General features: G+C 71.6%; 21 protein-coding genes. 9 read left to right on the top strand and 12 right to left on the bottom strand.

Going from position 1 to position 20,878, the window contains the following annotated elements; all coding sequences use genetic code 11:
- Window positions 1-103: 103 nt before the first annotated feature.
- Window positions 104-271 carry a hypothetical protein gene (locus AB0C15_RS11985; RefSeq protein ID WP_167337262.1) on the bottom strand — a complete coding sequence of 56 codons (168 nt, stop codon included), beginning with the start codon at window positions 269-271 and terminating at the stop codon, window positions 104-106.
- Between the two features lie 93 nt (window positions 272-364).
- A complete protein-coding gene (locus AB0C15_RS11980; protein WP_238676642.1) occupies window positions 365-703 on the bottom strand; it encodes a co-chaperone GroES in 339 nt (112 codons plus the stop codon).
- 160 nt (window positions 704-863) lie between these two features.
- On the opposite strand from AB0C15_RS11980, the gene AB0C15_RS11975 reads away from it, so the two are divergent.
- Entirely contained in the window at window positions 864-2,174 is a 1,311-nt protein-coding gene (locus AB0C15_RS11975) for an AI-2E family transporter (protein ID WP_357351203.1), read from the top strand.
- Window positions 2,175-2,215: 41 nt separating this feature from the next.
- On the opposite strand, the gene AB0C15_RS11970 is transcribed toward AB0C15_RS11975, so the two are convergent.
- Window positions 2,216-4,420, bottom strand: coding sequence for an ATP-dependent DNA helicase (locus AB0C15_RS11970; RefSeq protein WP_357351202.1), 2,205 nt, complete (start codon window positions 4,418-4,420; stop codon window positions 2,216-2,218).
- A 102-nt stretch (window positions 4,421-4,522) separates the two neighbouring features.
- Between AB0C15_RS11970 and AB0C15_RS11965 the strand changes: the two genes are divergently transcribed.
- Entirely contained in the window at window positions 4,523-5,029 is a 507-nt protein-coding gene (locus AB0C15_RS11965; RefSeq protein ID WP_112674113.1) for a DUF402 domain-containing protein, read from the top strand.
- Window positions 5,030-5,053: 24 nt separating this feature from the next.
- Here AB0C15_RS11965 and sigJ read toward each other — a convergent pair whose 3' ends face one another.
- The gene (gene sigJ / locus AB0C15_RS11960; RefSeq protein ID WP_357351201.1) at window positions 5,054-6,019 is read right to left on the bottom strand and encodes an RNA polymerase sigma factor SigJ; all 966 of its coding nucleotides are present in this window, start codon (window positions 6,017-6,019) and stop codon (window positions 5,054-5,056) included.
- Between the two features lie 177 nt (window positions 6,020-6,196).
- Here sigJ and AB0C15_RS11955 point away from each other — a divergent pair, with 177 nt between their 5' ends.
- The 3 genes from AB0C15_RS11955 to AB0C15_RS11945 all read left to right on the top strand — a co-directional run bounded on the left by AB0C15_RS11955 (window position 6,197) and on the right by AB0C15_RS11945 (window position 8,905).
- A complete protein-coding gene (locus tag AB0C15_RS11955; protein WP_357351200.1) occupies window positions 6,197-7,138 on the top strand; it encodes a PPK2 family polyphosphate kinase in 942 nt (313 codons plus the stop codon).
- Between the two features lie 128 nt (window positions 7,139-7,266).
- Window positions 7,267-7,893 carry a DUF47 family protein gene (locus AB0C15_RS11950; protein ID WP_357351199.1) on the top strand — a complete coding sequence of 209 codons (627 nt, stop codon included), beginning with the start codon at window positions 7,267-7,269 and terminating at the stop codon, window positions 7,891-7,893.
- 4 nt (window positions 7,894-7,897) lie between these two features.
- Window positions 7,898-8,905 carry an inorganic phosphate transporter gene (locus AB0C15_RS11945; protein WP_357351198.1) on the top strand — a complete coding sequence of 336 codons (1,008 nt, stop codon included), beginning with the start codon at window positions 7,898-7,900 and terminating at the stop codon, window positions 8,903-8,905.
- A 51-nt stretch (window positions 8,906-8,956) separates the two neighbouring features.
- Here AB0C15_RS11945 and AB0C15_RS11940 read toward each other — a convergent pair whose 3' ends face one another.
- Window positions 8,957-9,925 carry a Gfo/Idh/MocA family oxidoreductase gene (locus AB0C15_RS11940; protein ID WP_357351197.1) on the bottom strand — a complete coding sequence of 323 codons (969 nt, stop codon included), beginning with the start codon at window positions 9,923-9,925 and terminating at the stop codon, window positions 8,957-8,959.
- Between the two features lie 371 nt (window positions 9,926-10,296).
- Between AB0C15_RS11940 and AB0C15_RS11935 the strand changes: the two genes are divergently transcribed.
- Window positions 10,297-11,130: an NUDIX hydrolase gene (locus AB0C15_RS11935; RefSeq protein WP_357351196.1), complete on the top strand. Its 834-nt coding sequence runs from the start codon at window positions 10,297-10,299 to the stop codon at window positions 11,128-11,130.
- Window positions 11,131-11,360: 230 nt separating this feature from the next.
- On the opposite strand, the gene pstB is transcribed toward AB0C15_RS11935, so the two are convergent.
- The 7 genes from pstB to AB0C15_RS11900 all read right to left on the bottom strand — a co-directional run bounded on the left by pstB (window position 11,361) and on the right by AB0C15_RS11900 (window position 18,502).
- Window positions 11,361-12,137 (bottom strand): phosphate ABC transporter ATP-binding protein PstB, encoded by a 777-nt coding sequence (pstB, locus tag AB0C15_RS11930; RefSeq protein WP_112584183.1) that lies wholly within the window; start codon window positions 12,135-12,137, stop codon window positions 11,361-11,363.
- Between the two features lie 17 nt (window positions 12,138-12,154).
- Window positions 12,155-13,243 (bottom strand): phosphate ABC transporter permease PstA, encoded by a 1,089-nt coding sequence (pstA, locus tag AB0C15_RS11925; protein WP_357351195.1) that lies wholly within the window; start codon window positions 13,241-13,243, stop codon window positions 12,155-12,157.
- Window positions 13,240-14,331, bottom strand: a complete 1,092-nt coding sequence (gene pstC, locus AB0C15_RS11920; protein WP_357351194.1) for a phosphate ABC transporter permease subunit PstC — start codon at window positions 14,329-14,331, stop codon at window positions 13,240-13,242. The genes pstA and pstC overlap by 4 nt, the downstream gene beginning before the upstream one ends.
- Before the next feature lie 38 nt (window positions 14,332-14,369).
- Window positions 14,370-15,476: a phosphate ABC transporter substrate-binding protein PstS gene (gene pstS, locus AB0C15_RS11915; RefSeq protein ID WP_357351193.1), complete on the bottom strand. Its 1,107-nt coding sequence runs from the start codon at window positions 15,474-15,476 to the stop codon at window positions 14,370-14,372.
- Window positions 15,477-15,767: 291 nt separating this feature from the next.
- Window positions 15,768-16,694: a mycothiol synthase gene (mshD, locus tag AB0C15_RS11910; protein WP_357351192.1), complete on the bottom strand. Its 927-nt coding sequence runs from the start codon at window positions 16,692-16,694 to the stop codon at window positions 15,768-15,770.
- 58 nt (window positions 16,695-16,752) lie between these two features.
- Window positions 16,753-17,625: a polysaccharide deacetylase family protein gene (locus tag AB0C15_RS11905; protein ID WP_357351191.1), complete on the bottom strand. Its 873-nt coding sequence runs from the start codon at window positions 17,623-17,625 to the stop codon at window positions 16,753-16,755.
- Between the two features lie 157 nt (window positions 17,626-17,782).
- Window positions 17,783-18,502 carry a response regulator transcription factor gene (locus AB0C15_RS11900; RefSeq protein ID WP_184188346.1) on the bottom strand — a complete coding sequence of 240 codons (720 nt, stop codon included), beginning with the start codon at window positions 18,500-18,502 and terminating at the stop codon, window positions 17,783-17,785.
- A 242-nt stretch (window positions 18,503-18,744) separates the two neighbouring features.
- On the opposite strand from AB0C15_RS11900, the gene AB0C15_RS11895 reads away from it, so the two are divergent.
- From AB0C15_RS11895 to AB0C15_RS11885, 3 genes are all read left to right on the top strand, one after another.
- Window positions 18,745-19,803: a hypothetical protein gene (locus AB0C15_RS11895; RefSeq protein ID WP_357351190.1), complete on the top strand. Its 1,059-nt coding sequence runs from the start codon at window positions 18,745-18,747 to the stop codon at window positions 19,801-19,803.
- 104 nt (window positions 19,804-19,907) lie between these two features.
- Window positions 19,908-20,696: a DUF2993 domain-containing protein gene (locus AB0C15_RS11890; protein ID WP_357351189.1), complete on the top strand. Its 789-nt coding sequence runs from the start codon at window positions 19,908-19,910 to the stop codon at window positions 20,694-20,696.
- Between the two features lie 92 nt (window positions 20,697-20,788).
- On the top strand, window positions 20,789-20,866 hold the full coding sequence (locus AB0C15_RS11885) for an Ms5788A family Cys-rich leader peptide (protein WP_310503780.1): 78 nt from the start codon (window positions 20,789-20,791) through the stop codon (window positions 20,864-20,866).
- Window positions 20,867-20,878 lie beyond the last annotated feature (12 nt).

Raw genomic sequence — 20,878 nt, 5'->3', positions numbered from 1 at the left:
GCGCGCGTGGCGTGGCGTGGCGCGCGTGGCGTGGCGTGGCGCGCCTGGCGTGGCGTGGCGCGCCTGGTGGGGCTTGCTGTGGTGGGGCTTGCGGGGCTTGGTGTCAGGTCATCAGTGAGGTGAGGAAGTCACCTAGGCCCTGGAACATCGCGATGAGCGCGGCTCCGATGGCCCTGAACATCTGCGCGGCACCGTCCGGCCGGAAGGCCATGAAGTAGATCAGGAACGCGACACTGCCCCAGGTCAACAGCTTCTTCACGAATACCGGCATCGTCCCTCCCCAGGGCCACGGTCGCCGGATGGCTTCCCGTCGTGCGGCCGGGCAAACGGTGCGCGACGGGGCCCGGTGGCCGGGGGAGGTGCGTCAGAGGTAGAGGCCGGTCGAGTCGTTCTCGATCCGCTCGGCGGCCACGGCGTGTACGTCCCGCTCCCGCAGCAGTACGTAACCGCGGCCGTGCAGCTCGACTTCGGAGCGGTCGTCCGGGTCGAAGAGCACCCGGTCGCCGGAGACGATGGCGCGGACGTTCGGCCCGACCCCGACCGCGGTGGCCCAGGCGAGGCGCTTGCCGACGGCGGCGGTCGCCGGAATGACGATGCCGGCGGTGGAGCGGCGTTCGCCCTCGCTGCCCTCCATCCGCACCAGCACGCGGTCGTGCAGCAGGCGGATCGGCAGGCCGGCGTCGAGATCGTTGTCGACGGTCACGCCGCAGACGCTACCGTGTGGCCGACGGTGGCCCGCCGGTGGTTACGCCGGAGGTGCTCGGGGCAATGTGTGGCTGAACTGCCCTACGGTGTCGGGAACGGACGTATGCTGTCCGACCTGTCGCCGTTGGCGGGCCGGGGTCTTCTGCCAGGAGGTGCGCTTGAGCCGCTTCGAGCGGGTACGCGGGCGGCTTCGCCGCGCCTACCAGTCACGACAGGAGGCGGTGCGCGTCGACGAGGGCCCGTCGTCCGACGCGCTGAGCGACGTGTCGGAGGGTGCCCGGGTCGCTTCGCCGGCTGTGCCGGGGCCGACCGCGCCGTCGAGCGCCACGGTCTACGGCGCGGAACCTCCGGTGGACCTGCACAGCTCCACATCCAGTCGGGACGACGCCGACGTTCCGCACGGGCTGCGGATCGCCGCCGCGTGGTGTTGGCGACTGATCGTGATCGGCGTCGTGGCCTGGGCGCTGCTGCGGATCGTCGGCACGATCAAGATCGTGATCATTCCGCTGGCCATCGCGCTGCTGCTCTCCGCGTTGCTCGCGCCGGCTGTCGGCTGGCTGCTGCGGGTCCGGTTCCCCCGGTCGCTGGCGACGGCGGTGGTGCTTGTCGGCGGCCTGGCCGCGGTGATCGGCACCCTGACGTTCGTGGTCAACGAGTTCATCCGCGGCGTACCGGAGCTGAGTGAGAAGTCGTCGGAGGGCGTCCGGCAGATCCAGAACTGGTTGAAGACCGGCCCGCTGCACCTCTCCGACACCCAGCTCGACCGCTACATCGACGAGGCGCAGGCCTGGATCAACAACAACACCTCGAGGTTCACCAGCGGCGCGCTGAGCACCGCCGCGACGCTTGCCGAGGTGCTGACCGGCACGCTGCTGGTCCTCTTCGCGACGTTCTTCTTCCTGCGGGACGGCAACCGGATCTGGCGTTTCCTGGTCCGGCTGCTGCCGGTGGCCGCCAGGTGGAAGGTCGACGACGCGGGCCGCGCCTCCTGGCAGACGCTCGTCGCCTACGTCCGCGCGACAGTGCTCGTCGCCTTCATCGACGCGGTCGGCATCGGCATCTTCCTGGTCGCCTTCGACATCCCGTTCGCCTTCCCGCTTGCCGCGTTGGTCTTCCTCGGCGCGTTCATCCCGATCGTCGGTGCGGCGCTCTCCGGCGGCGTGGCGGTGTTGGTGGCCCTGGTCGACAGCGGCCCGGTCACCGCGTTGATCATCCTCGCCGCGGTGATCGTGGTGCAGCAGGTGGAGGGTCACATCCTGCAACCGCTGATCATGGGCCGGGCGGTCGCACTGCACCCGCTCGCGGTGATCATCGGTATCGCCGCCGGTGTCGTACTCGCCGGCATCACCGGCGCGCTGGTCTCCGTGCCGCTCATCGCGGTGCTGAACACCGCGATCCGCCGGCTTGCCGCCCGACGGGTCCCGGACACCCCACCCGACGCCGTGGTCGTCGCCTCCCAGGCCCCCTAGCCGGCGCGGCGCGCGGTGCGACGGGCCGGCGGAGGTGGGCGTCAGGATTTGGCGAGGCGTTCCAGGGCGCCGCGGGCCACCTCGGGGCGCGTCGTGTACCAGAACGGGGGCAGCGACCGGCGCAGGAACGGCCCGTAACCGCGGGCCGTCTCCAGCCGTGAGTCGAGCACCGCGACCACACCCTTGTCGCCGGTCGCCCGGATCAGCCGGCCCACGCCCTGCGCCAGCCGTACCGCCGCGATCGGCACGCTGACCGCCGCGAAGCCGGAGCCGCCACCGGCGTCGACAGCAGCGGCGCGGGCGGCCGCCAGCGGTTCGTCCGGGCGGGGGAACGGCAGCCGGTCGATGACGACGAGCTGGCAGGCGTCGCCAGGCACGTCCACCCCCTGCCAGAGCGACATCACCCCGAACAGGCAGCTCGCGCGCTCCTCACGGAAGCGACGTACCAGCAGCGGCAACGCCTCCTCGCCCTGAAGCAGCACCGGGAGGTCGGTCCGCGCCCGCAACAGCTCCGCCGCCTGCTGCGCGGCCCGCCGGGAGGAGAAGAGCCCGAGAGTACGACCACCGAGCGCTTCGACCAGCCCGAGCAACTCCTCTCCGGCAGCCTCGGGCAGCCCGGAGACGCTGGGGCGGGGGAGGTGCGCGGCGACGTACAGGATGCCCTGCCGGGCGTAGTCGAACGGCGAGCCGACGTCGAGTGACCGCCACCCGGGGCCCTCGGTGGCCGGTACGACGGCGTTCGGGGTGACGTCGCCGGCGAGGCGACGGCCCGGCGTCTCGGCGGCCGGGCGACCCGGGCCGGTGCGGGCGGCCAGCGCGGCCGAGGCGGGGGTGGGCGGGGCGGGTGGTGGCGCGTCCAGCCCGAGAGCGCGGGCGACAGTGTCGAACCGGCCGCCGAGCGCCAGGGTCGCCGAGGTGGCGACGACTGTGCGTTCGTCGTACAGGTGGGTGGCGAGGGTGCCGGCGACCGAGAGCGGCGCGACGACGAGCGCCCGGCGGCTGCCGCTGTCGTTCTTCTCCACCCAGGCCACGTCGTGGTCGGCCTCCTCCAGCAACCGCTGCGTGGTGGTGGAGAGTTCGTCCAGGGCGGCCTTGGCCTGCTGCTTGCGGACCGGGTCGGGGTCGTCGGCCTTGATGTCGCCGATCGCGTCGAGGGCGGTGCGGGTCGCGGCGTCGAGCAGGGTGCACGCCTCCCGCAGCGGTGTCGGCAATCCTGCGGTGATCCGCCCGGCCGGCGCCTCGGCCAGCCCGACCGCGAGCGCGTCGCCGGCGGCGGTGAGCGCCTCGGCGGTCTCCGGGCGCAGCAGCGTGCGGGCCCGCCGGGTGGTCCGGTCGATCAGCTCCGGCACCAGCTCGGCCTGCGCGGCGGAGGAGACCCGGTCGGCCAGCTCGTGCGCCTCGTCGACGATGAGCAGCTTGTGCGGGGGCACGATGTGCCGGTCGGCGAGCATGTCGACAGCGAGCAGGCTGTGGTTTGTCACCACGATGTCGGCCTCCCGGGCGCGGGCCCGGGACGCCTCGGCGAAGCACTCCTGCCCGAACGGGCACCGGGTCGCGCCGACGCACTCGCGGGCCGGCATCGACACCAGCCGCCAGGCCTGGTCGTCGACGCCTGGGTCCAGCTCGTCCCGGTCGCCGGTGGCGGTCTTCTCGGCCCAGTCGCGCAGCCGCTCGACCTGCTTGCCCAACCGGCCCGCCTCACCGAGCCACTTCGTGCCGCCGCCGGGACGTGCCGCAGGGGCGTCGAAGAGGGTGTCCTCCGGCTCCTCCTCGGTGGAGTTGTCCAGGCGGGCGAGGCAGAGGTAGTGGTGGCGGCCCTTGAGCACGGCGAAGGTGGGGCGACGGCCGAGCACCGGCTCTACCGCGTCGGCGAGCCGGGGCAGGTCGTGGTCGACGAGCTGGGACTGCAACGCCAGGGTGGCGGTGGAGACCACCACCGGGCCGTCCACTGTGAGCGCCGGCGCGAGGTACGCCAGTGACTTGCCGGTGCCGGTGCCCGCCTGCACGAGCAGGTGCTCGCCGCCGGCCACGCACTCCTCGATCGCCGTGGTCATCTGTAGCTGGCCGGGGCGTTCCGCGCCGCCGGGCACCGCGCCGACCGCCGCCGCAAGCAGCTCCGTGCCGCTGGGCCGGGCACCCCGCCGCCGGCCCTTCGCGCGGGCCGACGGGGTGGCGGAACCGGTGGCGGTGCGGGGCGGAGTCACCGTGCGACGGTACCCGGCGCCGCCGACACCGACCGCGCCCATCCGCCGCGTGGCGTGCCGTCGACCGGACGGGTCGGCTGGACGACCCCGTCCGGTTACGGCCGCGCTACGACGTGTTGGGCAGTATCGGTTAGGGTGCGAATCATGCCGAGCGACATGGTCCGCGTGATCTACCGCAAGTACGACGGCAGCGCCCACCGCGACTACCCGGCCCGCCGGCTCACCGAGGACGATCTCGGCATCTGGCTCGGCGTGCCCGAGGGCACCGAGTCGGTCTACCACGGCCGACCCTCGGTGGAGAAGATCCCATTCGTGCTGCTGGTGCCCCATCGGGCCTGGTGGACGGCCATGTTCAACCCACCGCCGCGCACCAGCGAGGTCTACTGCGACATCACGACGCCGGCCCGCTGGGAGTCCGACGACACCGTCCACCTGATCGACCTGGACCTGGACGTCGTCAGGCGTCGGGCCACCGGCCTGGTGGAGCTGCTCGACGAGGACGAGTTCGCCGAGCACCGGGCCCGGTTCGGCTACCCGGACGACGTGGTGGCCGAGGCGGAGGCCGCGGCCCAGCGGCTGTTCGGGGCCCTGGGCGACGGCACCGAGCCGTTCGCCACCGCGTACCGCAAGTGGTTGGCCCTGGTGGTCTGACGCCGCACGCCCGTTAGGGCCGCGTCACCAGCGTGGTGGCCAGCCGTCGTCGCCGTCGAGCGGCGGCAGGTCGGTCAGCTTCTCCGGGTTGAGCTGGTTGTAGATGGCGGTGATCCGGCCCTGGTCCACGGCGAACGCGGTGACCAGGCGGATCGGCCGCCCGTCGGTGTGCGCCGTCTCCATGTGCAGGCCGAGCGCGCCGTCGACGAGCACGGGCCGAGCCAGCACCCGGTCGGCGTAGCGGCCGGTCCGGCCGAACAGGCTGAGCGTGAGGCGGGCCACGGCGTCCGCGCCGAGCACCGGCCGACGGGCGGCGGGGAAGTGCCCGCCCGAGTCGCCGACGAAGACCACCTCCGGCGCGAGCACCTGGAGCAGTTGGTCCAGCTCACCGGACTCGGTGGCGGCGACGAACGCCTTGAGCACCCGGCGCTGCTCGGCCGGGTCGGCGGTGTGCCGAGGCACATCCGGCGCGCTGACCGCCCGGCGGGCCCGGGAGGCGAGCTGCCGGGCGGCCACCTCGGTGGTGCCGAGCACCGCCGCGACCCGGGTGAACGGCAACGCGAACACGTCGTGCAGCACGAGGGCGACCCGTTGCTCCGGCGCGAGCCGTTCCAGCACAACAAGCAGCGCGGTGCCGACCTGATCGGTGCGGACCGCCCGTTCGGCCGGGTCGGGAGCGTACCCGTCAGCCGGCGACAGGCCGCCCAACGGGCTCACCACCGGCTCCGGCAGCCACTGCCCGGGGTACGCCTCCCGGCGGACCCGGGCCGAACGGAGCACGTCCAGGCAGATGCGGGCGCAGATCGTGGTCAGCCACGCGGAGAGGTCACGGATCTCGGCGCGGGCCGCCGGTCGGGCCAGCGCGCCGGCGTAACGCAGCCAGGTCTCCTGCACCGCGTCCTCCGCCTCGCTGCGGCTGCCGAGCATCCGGTGGGCCACCGCGAGCAGCCGGCCCCGCTCGGCCTCGAACTCCGTCGCCAGTTCCCGCACGACCCACCACCCCATTTCCGGTCGGCGTCCCGCCCCACATCCTCTCGCTGAGCGGGCGGGCCGGCAGCCCCGTCCTGGCCCGACCGTGGGTGCGGGTCGGGGAGCGCCGGTCGGCGGGCCGGGAGCCGCGGGGCCGCTCGGCAGGCGGAGCGGTGGCGGTTAAGCGATGATCCGTGCATGAGCGCACCCCAGCAAGGGCAGATCGTGGCACCGGACGGTGGCTCGGTGCGGGACCTTCTGCGGGTCACCGCGCCGGTGGAACTCGGCGCCGTCGACCCGCGGTCCACGCCCGGCCTGCCCGGGCCGGCGGGCCGCGGCGAGCACCGGAAGACCTGGGCCCGGGGGCAGGTCGAGCTGGTCGGTGCGGAGTTGGGCCGGCAGCAGGAGATGCTCTTCGCGATGGCCAAGACCGGGTCGGAGCGGCCGGCGCAGCGGGTGCTGCTGGTGCTCCAGGCCATGGACTGCGGCGGCAAGGACGGCACGATCAAGCGGGTGGCCGGCGCGATGAACCCGTTGGGCCTGCACATCCGCTCGTTCGGGCCGCCGACCCGTCAGGAGCTGCGGCACGACTTCCTCTGGCGGATCCGGCGGGAGCTGCCGCCGGCGGGTTACGTGGGGATGTTCAACCGTTCGCACTACGAGGACGTGTTGATCGCGCGGGTCGGCGCGCTGGTGCCGGAGACGACCTGGCGAGCCCGCTACGACCAGATCAACTCGTTCGAGCGGGAGCTGACCGACGGCGGGGTGACCCTGATCAAGGTGATGTTGCACATCTCGTACGCCGAGCAGGGCGAGCGCCTGATGGACCGGCTCACCGACCCGCGTAAGCACTGGAAGTACAACCCCTCCGACCTCGACTCGCGGGGGCGCTGGGACGACTACCAGGCCGCGTACGCCGAGGCCCTGGGCCGGTGCGGCACGGACGCGGCGCCCTGGTTCGTGGTGCCGGCGGACCGCAAGTGGTACCGGGACTGGGCGGTCGCGCACCTGCTGCGTGAGACGTTCGACACGCTCGACCTCGGGTATCCGGCGGCCGATTTCGACGTTGCAACGGAGCGGAAACGGCTCCTGGCTGGGGGAGCGGGTACGGGTGGGACGGCCGAGATGAACGGCAGATGAACGAGCGGTGAATGACGCCTGGCCAGGGGTGGGCCGGCGAACTGCCGGTTCCGCCGTTTCCTAGCATTCACCGAGCGGGCACCCGTTGGGCACCGCCACCCTTCCACCGACGCGACGAGGTCTGTGCTGTGAAGTTTTCCTTCCGCCCCACCGAGGGCGCCTTCTACGAGCTCTTCACCAGGGCCGCGCAGAACCTGGTCCGGGGCACCACGCTGCTCAACGAGCTGGCCCTGCCCGGTGTGGACGTGCAGTCCGTCAGCGAGCGGCTGACCGAGGTCGAGCACGACAGCGACCAGATCACCCACGACCTGTACAAGAAGATCAACTCGACCTTCATCACGCCGTTCGACCGGGAGGACATCTACCGGCTCGGCTCGCTGCTGGACGACGTGATGGACCACCTCGAGGCGGTCGGCGACCTGCTCTACCTGTACGGGTTGACCGAGCTTCCGGCGCTGCCCCGCGAGCTGCACGAGATGGTCAACGTGCTGGACCAGCAGGCCAAGTTGACGGCCGACGCGATGCCCCGGCTGAAGTCGATGAAGGACCTCGAGGACTACTGGATCGAGTGCAACCGGCTGGAGAACGAGGGCGACCGGATCAACCGGCAGCTGCTCGTCCGCCTCTTCTCGGGTGAGTACGACGCGTTGACGGTGCTGAAGATGAAGGAGGTCGCCGACGAGCTGGAGGCTGCCTGCGACGCCTTCGAGCACGTGGCCAACACCGTCGAGACCATCGCCGTCAAGGAGTCCTGAGCCGGTGTCCCCTGAACTCATCGCCGTGCTGGCGGTGATCGCGGTGGCCCTGGCGTTCGACTACACCAACGGCTTCCACGACGCCGCCAACGCGATCGCCACAAGCGTCTCCACCCGGGCGCTGACCCCTCGGATCGCCCTGGGGCTCGCCGCGGTCGGCAACTTCATCGGCGCGCACTTCGGCGCCGGAGTGGCCAAGACCGTCGGCGACGGCCTGGTCACCCTGCCCACCGGCATCAGCAGCCTGGGGGTGGTCTTCGCCGGGGTGCTCGGCGCCATCGCCTGGAACCTGATCACCTGGTACTTCGGCCTGCCCTCGTCGTCCTCGCACGCCCTCTTCGGCGGGCTGGTCGGCGCGACCTTGCTGTCCACCGGCGGCATCGTGCAGTGGGTCAACATCGGCGAGAAGGTGCTGCTGCCGATGGTGCTCTCGCCGATCGTCGGCCTCACCCTCGGCTACCTGCTGATGCTGGCCATCCTGTGGCTGTTCCGGAAGGGGCAGCCGGGCAAGCTCAATCGGGGCTTCCGCTGGGCGCAGACCGCCTCGGCGGCCGCCATGTCGGTCGGTCACGGCATGCAGGACGCCGCCAAGACCATGGGCATCGTGGTACTGGCGCTCTACACCGGCGGTTTCCAGGAGAGCAAGACGCACATTCCCGGATGGGTGTTCTGGACCTCGGCGACGATGCTGGCCCTCGGCACGTACGCCGGTGGTTGGCGGATCATCCGGACCCTCGGCCGCAAGATCATCGACCTGGGGCCGCCGGAGGGCTTCGCCGCCGAGACCGTCGCGAGCGCGGTGCTCTACTTCAACGCCCTGGTGCTGAAGGCGCCGATCTCCACCACCCACACGATCACCTCGGCGATCATGGGCGTGGGCGCGACCAAGCGGCTCTCCGCGGTTCGCTGGAACGTGGCCGGCAACATCGTGCTCGCCTGGATCATCACGTTCCCGGCAGCCGCACTTATCGCGTGCATCATGTACCTGCTGGTCCGGCCGCTCTTCGGCTGACCCGTTCCGCTCGGCGTCGGAGGCCCCCGGTCACCCGGGGGCCTCCGACGTTCACTCGTACCGCACGCCGATCTGTTCGCGGACCGTGTCCAGCAGGGCCATCACCTCGAGGGTGGTGGAGTGCGGCACCACCGGGCTCTCGGTCAGCCCGGCGGCCAGGCAGCGCTGCACCTCGATCGCCTCGTACTGGTAGCCGTTGCCGGCCTCCTCGGCGGTGATCGTCTCCGGCTCCGCGCCGGCCCGGTGCAGAGTCACCGAACCCGGCCGGAAGAACGGCTCCGGCAGGTCGATCCGGCCGGTGCTGCCGACGATCGACGCGGACAACTCACTCGCCCCGACCATGCCGCAGCTCAGGGTCGCCAGCGCGCCGCTGTCGTACCCGAACAGGATGCCGGTGTTCTCGTCCGTGCCCTCCGGGCCCAGCTGTGCCCAGGAGCGCACGTGCTGCGGCACCCCGAGCAGCAGGTGAGCCAGACTGATCGGGTAGATCCCCAGGTCGAGCAGGGCGCCCCCGCCCAACGCCGGGTTGCGCATCCGATGCTCCGGCGGGAAGGGGCCGGCCACCCCGAAGTCGGCCCGGACGCCGGTGACCGTGCCGATCGCCCCTTCCCTGATCAGCTCGACCACCCGCAGGATCATCGGATTCAGTCGCATCCACATGGCCTCCATCAGGAAGACCCCGGCGGCGCGCGCTGTGTCGATCAACTCGGTGCTGGTGGCCAGGTCGAGGGTGAACGGCTTCTCCAACAACACCGCCCGCCCGGCGGTGAGGCAGGTCATCGCCGCCTCGTAGTGCGCGGAATGGGGGGTCGCGACGTAGATCGCGTCCACCTCCGGGTCGGCGGCAAGCTCCACCCAGGAGCCGTAGGCACGCTCCGCGCCGTACGTGTCGGCGAAGCGCCGCGCGCTCTCTGCGGCGCGGGAACCGACCGCTACCAACTCGGCGTCCGGCACCAACCGGAGGTCTTCGGCGAAACGGCTGGCGATGTGGCCGGTGGCCAGGATGCCCCAACGAGTCATGCCGGAACGCTAACCCCTGCGGTTGCCGGGTCGCCCGCCCCCTCGCCTACCAACCACCTGTTGCGTTGCCTTTGCTCTGCTGCCGCCGAAGCGCCAGCACTCGGCCGCGCCCGAGGGCGCTGCGTGAGGGTGGTGCCCGAGGGTGGTGCCCGAGGGTGGTGCGTGAGGGTGGTGCCCGAGGGTGGTGCGTGAGGCTGGTGCCCGAGGCTGGTGCGTGAGGCTGATGCGTGAGGTCTGAGTGTGGGTGGTGCGTATACGGCAGCAGAGCAAAGGGCGTGGTCGGTGGTGCGGCCCGCTGGTCCGGCCCCGCTGGTCCGGCCCCGCTGGTCCGGCCCGGTGGTGGCTCGGCCCGGGGGAACTAGGCTCGCGGCATGACGATCGACAGCGCCGGCTTCGCCGCCCCGGCCGCCCTGGTCGAGCACGCCCGCCGGTTCCAGGCCGAGGGTGGCGTCCCGGCCACGCCCCGGGTCGCGGCCACCGTGTTGCTGCTGCGTCCGACCGACGACGACTTCGAGGTGTACGTCATCCGCCGGGTCGCCGCGATGACCTTCGGCGGGATGTACGCCTTCCCCGGCGGCGGGGTGGACCGCTCCGACTCGGAGGCGCACCTGGACTGGGCCAGGCCCACACCGGGTGAGTGGGCGGACCGGCTGGGCGTGGCCCCGCAGGCCGCGCAGGCGGTGGTCTGCGCCGCTGCCCGGGAGGTCTTCGAGGAGGCCGGTGTCCTGCTCGCCGGCCCGGACCGGGAGACCGTGGTGGGTGACGTCAGCGGCGACGACTGGGAGGCGGCCCGACAGGACCTGGAGGGGCGCCGGCTGGGCTTCGCCGCGCTGCTGGCCGACCGTCGGCTCACCCTCCGGTCGGACCTGCTGCTGCCGTGGAGCCGGTGGGTCACTCCCGACTTCGAGCCGCGTCGCTTCGACACGTACTTCTTCGTCGCCCTCTTGCCGGCGGGCCAGCGGACCCGCGACGTCTCCGGCGAGGCCGACCACACGCTGTGGATCCGGCCGGCGGACGCGCTGGCCCGCGCGCAGGCCGGCGAGCTGACCATGCTGCCACCGACCCTTGTCACGCTGGCTCAGGTGGCGGCGGCCGGCGACCTCGCCGGAGTGGCGCGGGCGGCGGCCGATCGGGACGCCGCCAGCCCGGTCACCCCCCGCCTGGACCTACCGCCGGACGGCGAGCCCCGTTTCGTCCTGGGCTGACCCGCCTGCCCCGCGCTGCGCTGCCCTCGCGTCCGGCGCACGCCGTCAAGATCCGCGCAACTTCGGGGATGCTGCTGCCTCGGTCACGTCGGAGACAGCAGTATCCGTGAAGTTGCCCAGGTCTGAGGCGCGGTCGGGACCGCCTGGGTCTGGGCGGAAACCGTGTCCGGGTACGCGAAAGGGCGCCGGTCAGGTCGACCGACGCCCCTGGCGGAACGGGAGCCAGCGGCTCAGCCGAAGCGGCCGGTGATGTAGTCCTCGGTCTTCTTCACGCTCGGGTTGCTGAAGATCTTCTGGGTGTTGTCGTACTCGATCAGCCGGCCCGGGTCACCGGTCTTCTCGATCGAGAAGAAGGCGGTCCGGTCCGACACCCGCGCGGCCTGCTGCATGTTGTGCGTCACGATGATGATCGTGAACTTGTCCTTGAGCTGGAACATCAGGTCCTCGATCGCCAGCGTGGAGATCGGGTCCAGGGCGGAGCACGGCTCGTCCATCAGGACGACCTGCGGCTCGACCGCGATGGTCCGGGCGATGCAGAGCCGCTGCTGCTGACCGCCGGAGAGGCCGGCGCCGGGCTTGCCCAGCCGGTCCTTGACCTCGCCCCACAGGTTCGCGGCGCGCAGGGCCTTCTCGGCCGCGTCCTCCAGGATCGACTTCTTGCGGACCCCGTTCAGCTTCAGCCCGGCCACCACGTTCTCGAAGATGCTCATGGTGGGGAACGGGTTCGGCCGCTGGAAGACCATGCCGATGGTGCGCCGAACCGCGGTGACGTCCACGTCCCGGTCGTAGATGTCCTGGTCGTCGATGGTCAGGCTGCCCTCGACCCGGGCCCCCGGCAGCACCTCGTGCATCCGGTTGATCGACCGGAGGAACGTCGACTTGCCGCAACCGGACGGCCCGATGAGGGCGGTCACCGTCTTCGGCTCGACCGTCAGGTTGATGTTCTCGATCGCCTTGAAGCCGCCGTAGTACGCGGTGACGTTCGAGGCGGAGACGCGCTTGGCCATGGTGGTACCTCCGGGGTTCATCGGCTGAGCCTGTTGCGACGGGCCAGCAACTTCGCCGCGATCGTCAGGATGAGTACGAGGGCGACCAGGGTGAGTGCCGCGGTCCACGCCCGTGCCGGCGCGTACTTCGACGCGTCACCGGCCTGCTGGTAGACGAAGAGGGACAGCGACGACTGGTTGTTCTCGAAGGGGTTGGTGTTGATCGCTGCGCCGCCGCCGGCGACCAGCAGCACCGGCGCGGTTTCGCCTGCCGCGCGGGCGATGGCGAGCATGACGCCGGTGACGATGCCGGGCAGCGCCGTCGGCAGCACCACCCGCAGGATGGTCTTCCACTTGGGTACGCCGAGCGCGTACGCGCCCTCGCGCAGTGGCGCCGGCACGAGGCGGAGCATCTCCTCGGTGGACCGGACGATCGTGGGCAGCATGAGCACGCTCAGTGCGAGCGCGGCGGCGAAGCCGGAGAAGCTGGGCCGACCGTCGTTGAACCACGGCGACACGATCAGCACCCAGAACGCCAGCACGAAGAGGCCGGAGACGATCGACGGGATGCCGGTCATCACGTCCACGAAGAAACGGATCGCGAAGGCGAACTTGCCCCGTCCGTACTCGACGATGTAGATCGCGCAGAGGACGCCGAGCGGGACGGTGATCAGGGTGGCGATGCCGACCTGCTCCAGCGTGCCGACGATCGCGTGGTACGCGCCGCCGTTGGCGTCCCGGGCCCCGATGTTGTTCATCGAGGTCTGGAAGAAGTTGACGTCCAGCCGCTCGGTGCCCTTGCTGACAAGCGTCCAGACCACCGAGACGAGCGGCAGCACCGCAAGCACGAAGGCGGAGTGGATCAGTGCGCTCCAGGTGCGGTTGCGGGCCGACCGGCGCCCCTCGACCGCGTTCGCGGCGGCGAAGAGGCCGACCAGGTAGAGGATCGCGCCGAGGACGACCACGAGGACCGGGCCGCCGACGCCTGCGCCGTAGACGATCACGGCGGAGAGCGCCAGGGCCGCCACGGCGATGGCCGGGGCGGCGTACCAGGGCAGTCGTCTGGCCCGCAGCGAGTCGGGCTGGGCCGGCGGCCGGGTGCGGTGGGAGGTGGCGGTTGTGGTCATGCGGCCGACTCCGTGAACTCCCGGCGGCGGTAGATGATCGCCCGAGCCGTGATGTTGACGATCAGCGTGATGGTGAACAGCACCAGACCGGAGGCGATGAGCGCGCCCCGGCCGGTCTCGTTCGCCTCGCCGAACGCGTTGGCGATGTTCGCGGCGATGGTGTTGCCGCCGTTCTGGATCAGGTTGAACGAGATGCCGAAGGTGATGCCGAGGGTCAGCGCCAATGCGATGGTCTCGCCGAGCGCCCGGCCGAGACCGAGCATCATCGCGGCGATGATGCCGGGGCGGCCGTACGGGAGCACCGCGGTGCGGAGCATCTCCCAGCGGGTGGCGCCCAGGGCGAGGGCGGCCTCCTCGTTCGCGGTGGGCGTCTGGAGGAACACCTCGCGGGAGAGCGAGGTGATGATCGGCAGCACCATGATCGCGAGCACCAGGGCACCCAGCATGACTGACGCGCCGAAGGGGCCGTCGCCACCGAAGAGCGGGATCCAGCCGAAGTGCTGGTTCAGCCAGATGGAGAAGTCCCGGACGGGGCTGCTGAAGACGTCCCGTCCCCAGAGGCCGAAGACCACGCTCGGTACGGCGGCCAGCAGGTCGATCAGGAAACCGAGCGCGGTGCCCAGCCGGCGCGGCGCGTAGTGCGACAGGTAGAGCGCGATGCCGAGCGCCACCGGAACCGCGATGAGCAGCGCGAGTGCCGAGCTGAGCACGGTGCCGAAGGCGAGCGCACCGATGCCGAACTTCGGCTCCGTGTCGTTGGGGGACCAGCCCTCGTAGGACCAGAAGTTCTCGGTGTTGGCGCGGAGGGCCGGCACCGCCTTGGCGACCAGGAAGATCGCGATGGCGGCGATGATGACCAGAACGGCGGTACCGGCGGCCAGGGTGAGACCGCGGAAGGCCCGCTCGGCGCCGAACTTACGGCTGCGCGGCAGCGCGCCGCCGCCGCCCAGCCCGGTGCCGCCCGGGGAACGGGTGCTGACTGGTGCCTCGGCCACACGCGCCGAGGCACCGGCGGGCCACTCGTGACTCTGGGTCACGCGCGTCCCGCCGGTGCCGGCGTCGGCCGAGCGGTGAGGGGTTTCACCCATCTGCTCGCTCGATTCGGTTGCGGAGGTGTGGAATCGGGTCAGGAGAGGTTCTTGACCGCGGTCTCGACCTTGGTGCGGACCGTCTCCGGCAGCGGGGCGTAGCCCAGCTCGGTGAGAGAGGCCTGGCCCTCGGCGCTGGCAGCGTGGCCCAGGAGGCCCTTGACCAGCTTGAGCTTGTCGGCCGCGAGGCCCTTGCTGCAGACGATCTCGTACGTCGCCAGGACGATCGGGTACGCCCCGGCCTCCTTGGTGTTGTAGTCGATCTTCAGCTTGAGGTCGTCGCCCTGACCCTCGATGGCAGCGCCGGCGATGGTCTTGCCAGCCGCCTCGGCGGTCAGCGCGGCGAACTCGCCGTTGCCGTTGCCGATCTTCGACATCTTCAGACCGGCGTTCTCGGCGAACGACCACTCCATGTAGCCGATGGAGCCGTCGGCGCCCTTGACCCGGCTGGCCACGCCGTCCGAGCCCTTGGCGCCGGTGCCGCCCGGGGCCTTCCACGCCTTGGCGTTGCCGAGGGTCCAGTCGCTCTCAGCGGTCTTCGAGAGGTACTTGGTGAAGTTGTCGGTGGTGCCCGACTCGTCCGAACGGTGGACGGTCTGGATGGTGGTCGCCGGGAGCTTGGCGTCCGGGTTGTCGGCCTTGATCGTGGCGTCGTCCCACTTGGTGACCTTGCCGGCGAAGATCTTCGCCAGGGTGGCCGGCTTGAGCTGGAGGTTGTCCACGCCGCTGACGTTGTAGGCGACGGCCACCGGGCCGATCACCATCGGCAGGTGGATGGCCTTGCCGCCGGCGCACTTGGCGTCGGCCTGCGGCTGCTCCTCCGGCTTGAGCGCGGAGTCGGAACCGGCGAAGTCGGCGGTCCCGGCGATGAACGCCTGGATGCCGGCGCCCGAGCCGGAAGCCTCGTAGTTGATCGTGGTGCCCTGGCACTTCTGCTGGTACGCCTTGATCCACTCGGCCATGGCGTTCTTCTGCGCCGACGAGCCCTGGGCGTTGAGCGTTCCGGTAGCGCAGTCGACCGCGGCGGCCGAGCCCGAGGCGCTCGCGCCGGAGGCGGGCTCGTTGTTGTCCGAGCCGCATGCACTGAGGCCGAGCGTCGCGGCGAGGGCGAGGCAGGCAATAGTGCCGTACCGCTGGAGCTTCACCTGAGGGGTTTCCCTTCGCGTCTGACTTGGCGCCCCGATCCCGGGGCCCGAGGACCGGCACTGACCGGCTGACACGAAAGTTAGAAGTGCCAGGTAGCCGGTTCGCCGGTCGCAAGTGAACGCAAGGTGAACACGTGCGGCCCCCGAGGTGACCGCTTGCTGAGGGTGAGTTGTCCGTTAAGTGAACCGGGATACACCTGTCGGAAGTATGGGTATATTTCCGGTTCGGTGTTATGTCGCCGAGGCCCTGCCGTTACTCACCGGTGACCCGTCCGCAGCGCCGGCCGCCGGTCAGCCCAGGTGGTAGTTGATGTGCGCCGACCAGCGGGCGAAGCCCAGCCGCTCGTAGAGCGCGACGGCCCCGGTGTTCGAGTCGTCCACGTAGAGCATCACCCGGTCCAGGCCCCGCCTGTCCCGCAGGTGTGCCAGCCCGGCCGTGGTCAGGGCCCGGCCGAGCCCGCCACCGTGCGCGGTCGGCTCCACCCCCAGGACGTACACCTCGCCGATCCGGGCGGACCCCGGCCGCTCGTGCACCTTGGTCCAGTGGAAACCGAGCAGCCGGCCGGTCGCGGTCTCCTCGGCGAGAAGGAAGCCCGCCGGGTCGAACCACGGCTCGGCGAGGCGGACCCGCAGGTCGTCCGACGTCCACCGGCCCTGCTCGGGGTGCTCGGCGAAGGCCCGGGCGTTGAGGGCCAGCCAGGCCGCGTCGTCCGCTCCCGGGCGGAACGCGCGGAGCACCACCCCGTCGGGCAGGCGCGGCTCACCGAGCGGGGCGGCCAGCGGCCGACGCAACTGCCAGAGCACCCGGGCGCGGGTGAAGCCGAGGTCGACGGCGAGCGCGGCGGCCGAGGGGTGGTCACCGTGCGACCAGGCCCGCAGCGGCCCGGTGGCCGAGGCGAGGACGCCCCGGGCGAGGGCCCGCCCGGTGCCCCGCCGCCGGTACGCGGGGTGCGCCACCAGCTCGACGCCGATCCCGCCTACCGGGTCGGTGGTGTCCAGGTGGGCGTACCCGGTGAGGGTGCCGTCGTCGGCGCGGGCGATCAGGTGCACGGCGGGCGCTTCGGGGTCGCGCAGGCGGAGCAGGACGTGTTCGTCGAGCGGGTCCGCTCCGTCCGTGTCCCCCGCGGTGCTGGCGAGGGCCAGTACGTCGGCGATCTCGGCCGATGTCAGTCGGTCGCTCCGGGTCACCTGGTCGCTTGTCGGCTCCGCGCTGCTCATTCCGCCACCGTAACCGCTGCGGTTCGTGGCGCTCGGACCGTCGCCGCAAAGCCGCGACTCACGTCGGGTCGGTCGGGAGTGCCTCCAGCTCGAACCGGGCGGTCAGGTCGGGCAGCATCCGGCGTAGTGCCTCCACCGTGCCCTGCCGATCCCCGCCCGCGTCGTGCAGCAGCACCACCGAACCCGGTTCGGCCTGTGTCACCACCGTTGCGGTGATCTTGCTGGCGCCGGGCAGCTCCCAGTCCGACGGGTCCACCGACCAGTGCAGCGGGGTCATGCCGAGCTGCCGTGCTACCGACACCACCGGGTAGGTCCAGGCGCCACCCGGCTGGCGGTACCAGACAATCGGGGCGTTCGGCACCGCCGCCCGGATCGCCGCGTTGGTGCGCAGGAGGTCGGAGCGGATCGCGTCCGCCGATCGGGCGCCCAGACCGACGTCGTGGTGCCACGAGTGGTTGCACAGGGTGTGCCCGTCGTTCACGATCGACTGGAGCAGGTCAGGGTGGTTCTGTGCGTTCTCGCCGACCACGCAGAAGGTGGCTCGTACGTCGTATTCGCGCAGGATGGCGAGGACTTCCGGGGTGTAGCGCGGGTCCGGTCCGTCGTCGAAGGTCAGCGCGAGCCGTGGCGTGCCCGTGGTGGAGTGCGCCCCGAACAGGTTGTCGCCTCCGGCGTCCCGGCCGGACCCGTCCTGGCCGGCCTCGGCCGGGCCGGCACTGGTGCTGGCGCTGGTGTTCGGGGCGTCGCCCGGCTCGGCAACGCTTGGTTGGTCGGCGTAGTGCGGCCCGTCGGCGCCGGTGATGACACCCGTGGGGTGTCGGGGTGTCTGGTCGGGGACGAGGCTGCGGCCCAGCACGTACGCGGAGCCGAGCAGCCCCGCCAACACCAACGTCACGACCCCTGCGGCCCGCGCGGTGGAGCTGACCCGCATCATGATGTCCGCCCGGCTCGCCGGTCACGCCGGCCCGTCGCCCCCGTGGTCAGTGCGCGCACCGTCGCCCCTTTCTCCGACAAACCCGGCAGTCAGAATAGAGCTGCCAAGCTGGGCAAAAAGGGCATATGGGAAATCGTCCGAGGTGGTCCTCGGATCAGACCGGCAGGGGCGCGTGCTCCGCCTCGGCAAGCGACCGTGACGGCGGCACGACGAACTTGTAGCCGACCTGGCGCACCGTGCCGATCATCGACTCGTACTCCGAGCCGAGCTTGGCGCGCAGTCGCCGGACGTGCACGTCCACCGTGCGGGTGCCGCCGAAGTAGTCGTAGCCCCACACCTCGCGCAGGAGTTGATCGCGGGTGAACACCCGGCCCGGGTGCTGAGCCAGGAACTTCAGCAGCTCGAACTCCTTGTAGGTGAGGTCGAGCGGACGGCCCTTGAGCTTGGCCGCGTACGTGTCCGGGTCGATGGTCAGCTCGCCGGCCCGGATCGAGCCACCCGCGCCGGCGGTGGCGTTGCTGAGCCGGCCCACCGCGAGCCGCAGCCGTGCCTCGACCTCGGCCGGGCCGGCCGAAGCGAGGATGACGTCGTCGACGCCCCAGTCGGCGTTGAGTGCGATCAGGCCGGCCTCGGTCACCACCGCGACCAGCGGTACGCCGAGCCCGGTGGCGTGCAGCATCCGGCAGGTCGCCCGGGCCTCGCTCAACTCCGATCGGGCGTCCACCATCACCGCGTCCGGGCTGGGGCCCGCGACCAGGGTGCGCACGTCACGCGGCGCGGTACGGACCGAGTGCGGTAGCAGGTCGAGCGCCGGCAGCACAGCCGACGGTTCTCCTGCGCGCGCGGTCACCAGCAGCAGGATCTCCACGATCACCTCCGTCCCGGCGGCGCGAGGCCGCACGCGACCAGTCGCACTCGGCGAGGGAGTGCGCTGAGAAATTGCGTGGTCCCGGCGTCGCTGACGGGCGGGTAACGCGTTGAGCCTAACTGATCGCCTCGGCCGCGCCGCCGGGCCATTTCCCGTTTGTCTACCTTGCCCCTGATCGTGGCCCGGATTTTAACGTCGCTGAAACCCGTGACCACCGCTTCGGGCCGTCGGTCTGGCACGATCGGGTCGTGTTTCCCTCCACCTCGCCCGAGGCCGGCCGCGAATCGTGGCCCGCCGGGCCCCCACCGGGCCCGGCCGCCACACCGACGCGCGGCCAACCGCCCGCGCCGCGTACCGGCCCGGCCACCACCGATGGCGACCGCCGTGAACGGGGTGGGCCTCGTCGTGCCCGTCGCTCCGGCGAACCGGCCCGCCGATCCGAAGAAGAGATCGACGAGCCGGAAGAGGAGGTCATCCCCCCGGTCGAGGTGCACCGCCAGTTGGCGCTGACCATCGCCGGCTTCGCCGCGCTGCTCGGTGTCGGCCTGGTGCTCGGCGCACAGACGTCCGGCCCCGGTCACCGGCTGCCGTTCGCCTTCATCATCTTCGGCGTCCAACTGCTGTTCGTGCTCGCCTGGACGATGGCCATGCGCCCGCCCGCGTTGCTCGTGGTCGCCGGGATCAGCGCCGTGGTCGCGGCGCTCGCCGACATCGCCGCGGTGCAGACCGACGTGGCCGGCCTGGCGCCGCTGGGCTACCTGGCCGTCGGCGGGTTCGTCGCCGCGGTGCTCGGCCAGTTGGTTCGTCGGGTCGACCGGGTCCGGGTCACCGACTCCCTCGGCGCCACGCTGCTCATCGTCGTCGGGGTGGTGGCCATCGGCACCCTGATCGTGCTCAGCCGGATCCCGGCCGGCACCCAGGCGATCACCGTCTGCCTGACCGCGAGCGGTGTCGCGCTCACCGTCGCGCGGCTCACCGACGCCGTGCTGCCCTGGCCCAGGCTGGCCCCGCAGGTGCCCCGTGGCGCCGCCGGCGTGGTGGCCGGCGCGATGGTCGGCACGTTGACGAGCGCCCTCCTCGGCAGCTATCTGGTGGCGCCCTTCACGCCGACCCGGGCCGCCGTGATCGGCCTGGTCGCGGCGGTCACCGCCGTCCTCTCCGACCTCGCCGTGGGGTACGCGGAGGCGGGCCGCCTGATGGCCGGCGAACCGCCCACCATGTGGGTGGCCCGGCACATGCAGGGTCCGCTCGGCGGTTTCGCCCTGGCGGCGCCCGCCGCGTACGTCATGTGCATGCTCTTCCTCTGAGTCACGGTTGAGCGCGGAGGCGCTCGGGTACCTACGGGTGCGCCGCCCTGCGGCGTCGGTACGAACGACCCGTCGCGGCGCGACGGGCGGAGACAGGAGGCGGCGTGGCGCAGGACTATCCGGTGGAAGAGGCGCGACCCCGACGGCGTGGCCGCAAGCTGCTCATCGGGCTGTTCGTGCTGCTCCTGCTGCTGGCGGGGTTGCTTGTGGTCGCCGACCGGGTGGCGGTCGGGGTCGCCGAGCGGATGATCGCCGACCGGTTGCAACAGGAGATCACCAAGCAGGGTGCGCAGTCCGCGAAACCCGACGTGGAGGTGGGCGGCACCCCGTTCCTCACCCAGGTGCTGGACGGCCGCTACAAGCGGATCACCATCAACCTGCGGGACGTGCAGGCCTCGGTCGAGGGCGACGCCGTCCGGCTGCCGGTGCTCGATGTGACCGCCCGCAACGTCCGGGCCTCGCTCGACACTCTGCGCACCGGCCAGGGTGACGTCGTGGCGGACACTGTCGACGGTGCCGGCACGATCAGCTACGAGAGTCTCGCCGCGCTTCTGAACCGCCCGGGGCTCGCGCTCGGCGAGCAGAACGGCAAGCTCACCGTCACGGCCCCGGCCGACATCCTCGGTCAGAAGCTCACCATCAGCGGCACCGCCGACGTCACCGTCGCCGACAACGGCGCCGTCGCCCTGCGCTTCAACGATCTGGACGCCGCGGGGCTGCCGAACCTGCCGCTGGCCCGTGCCTTCCTGAGCAACTACGCCAAGAGCATCTCGATCGACGTGCCTCTTCCGGAACTGCCCTTCCAACTCGCGATCCGGGAGGTCCGTCCACTGCCGGAGGGGCTGGCGGTCTCCGGCGACGCGAAGAACGTACCCATCAATTCCGTCAACTGACTGACGGCCCGGGCCGGCCCACGGCCCGGGCCGTTCCCGGATGGTGGTCGGCTGAGTGGCAGCTCGGTCACTGGCTGGTAGGCTCCCTGGCCATGGGGACCCACCTCACCAAACGGCGCGCGGTCGACCTGTGCCGCGTGGCCACCTGCCTGTGTCGCCCCGTCATCTGACGGCGGGGCTGT

Source organism: Micromonospora sp. NPDC048835, from assembly GCF_040649995.1.
Lineage (GTDB): Bacteria > Actinomycetota > Actinomycetes > Mycobacteriales > Micromonosporaceae > Micromonospora.
Note: the sequence above shows the minus strand (reverse complement) of the source record. Positions and strands in the feature narration are given on the sequence as shown.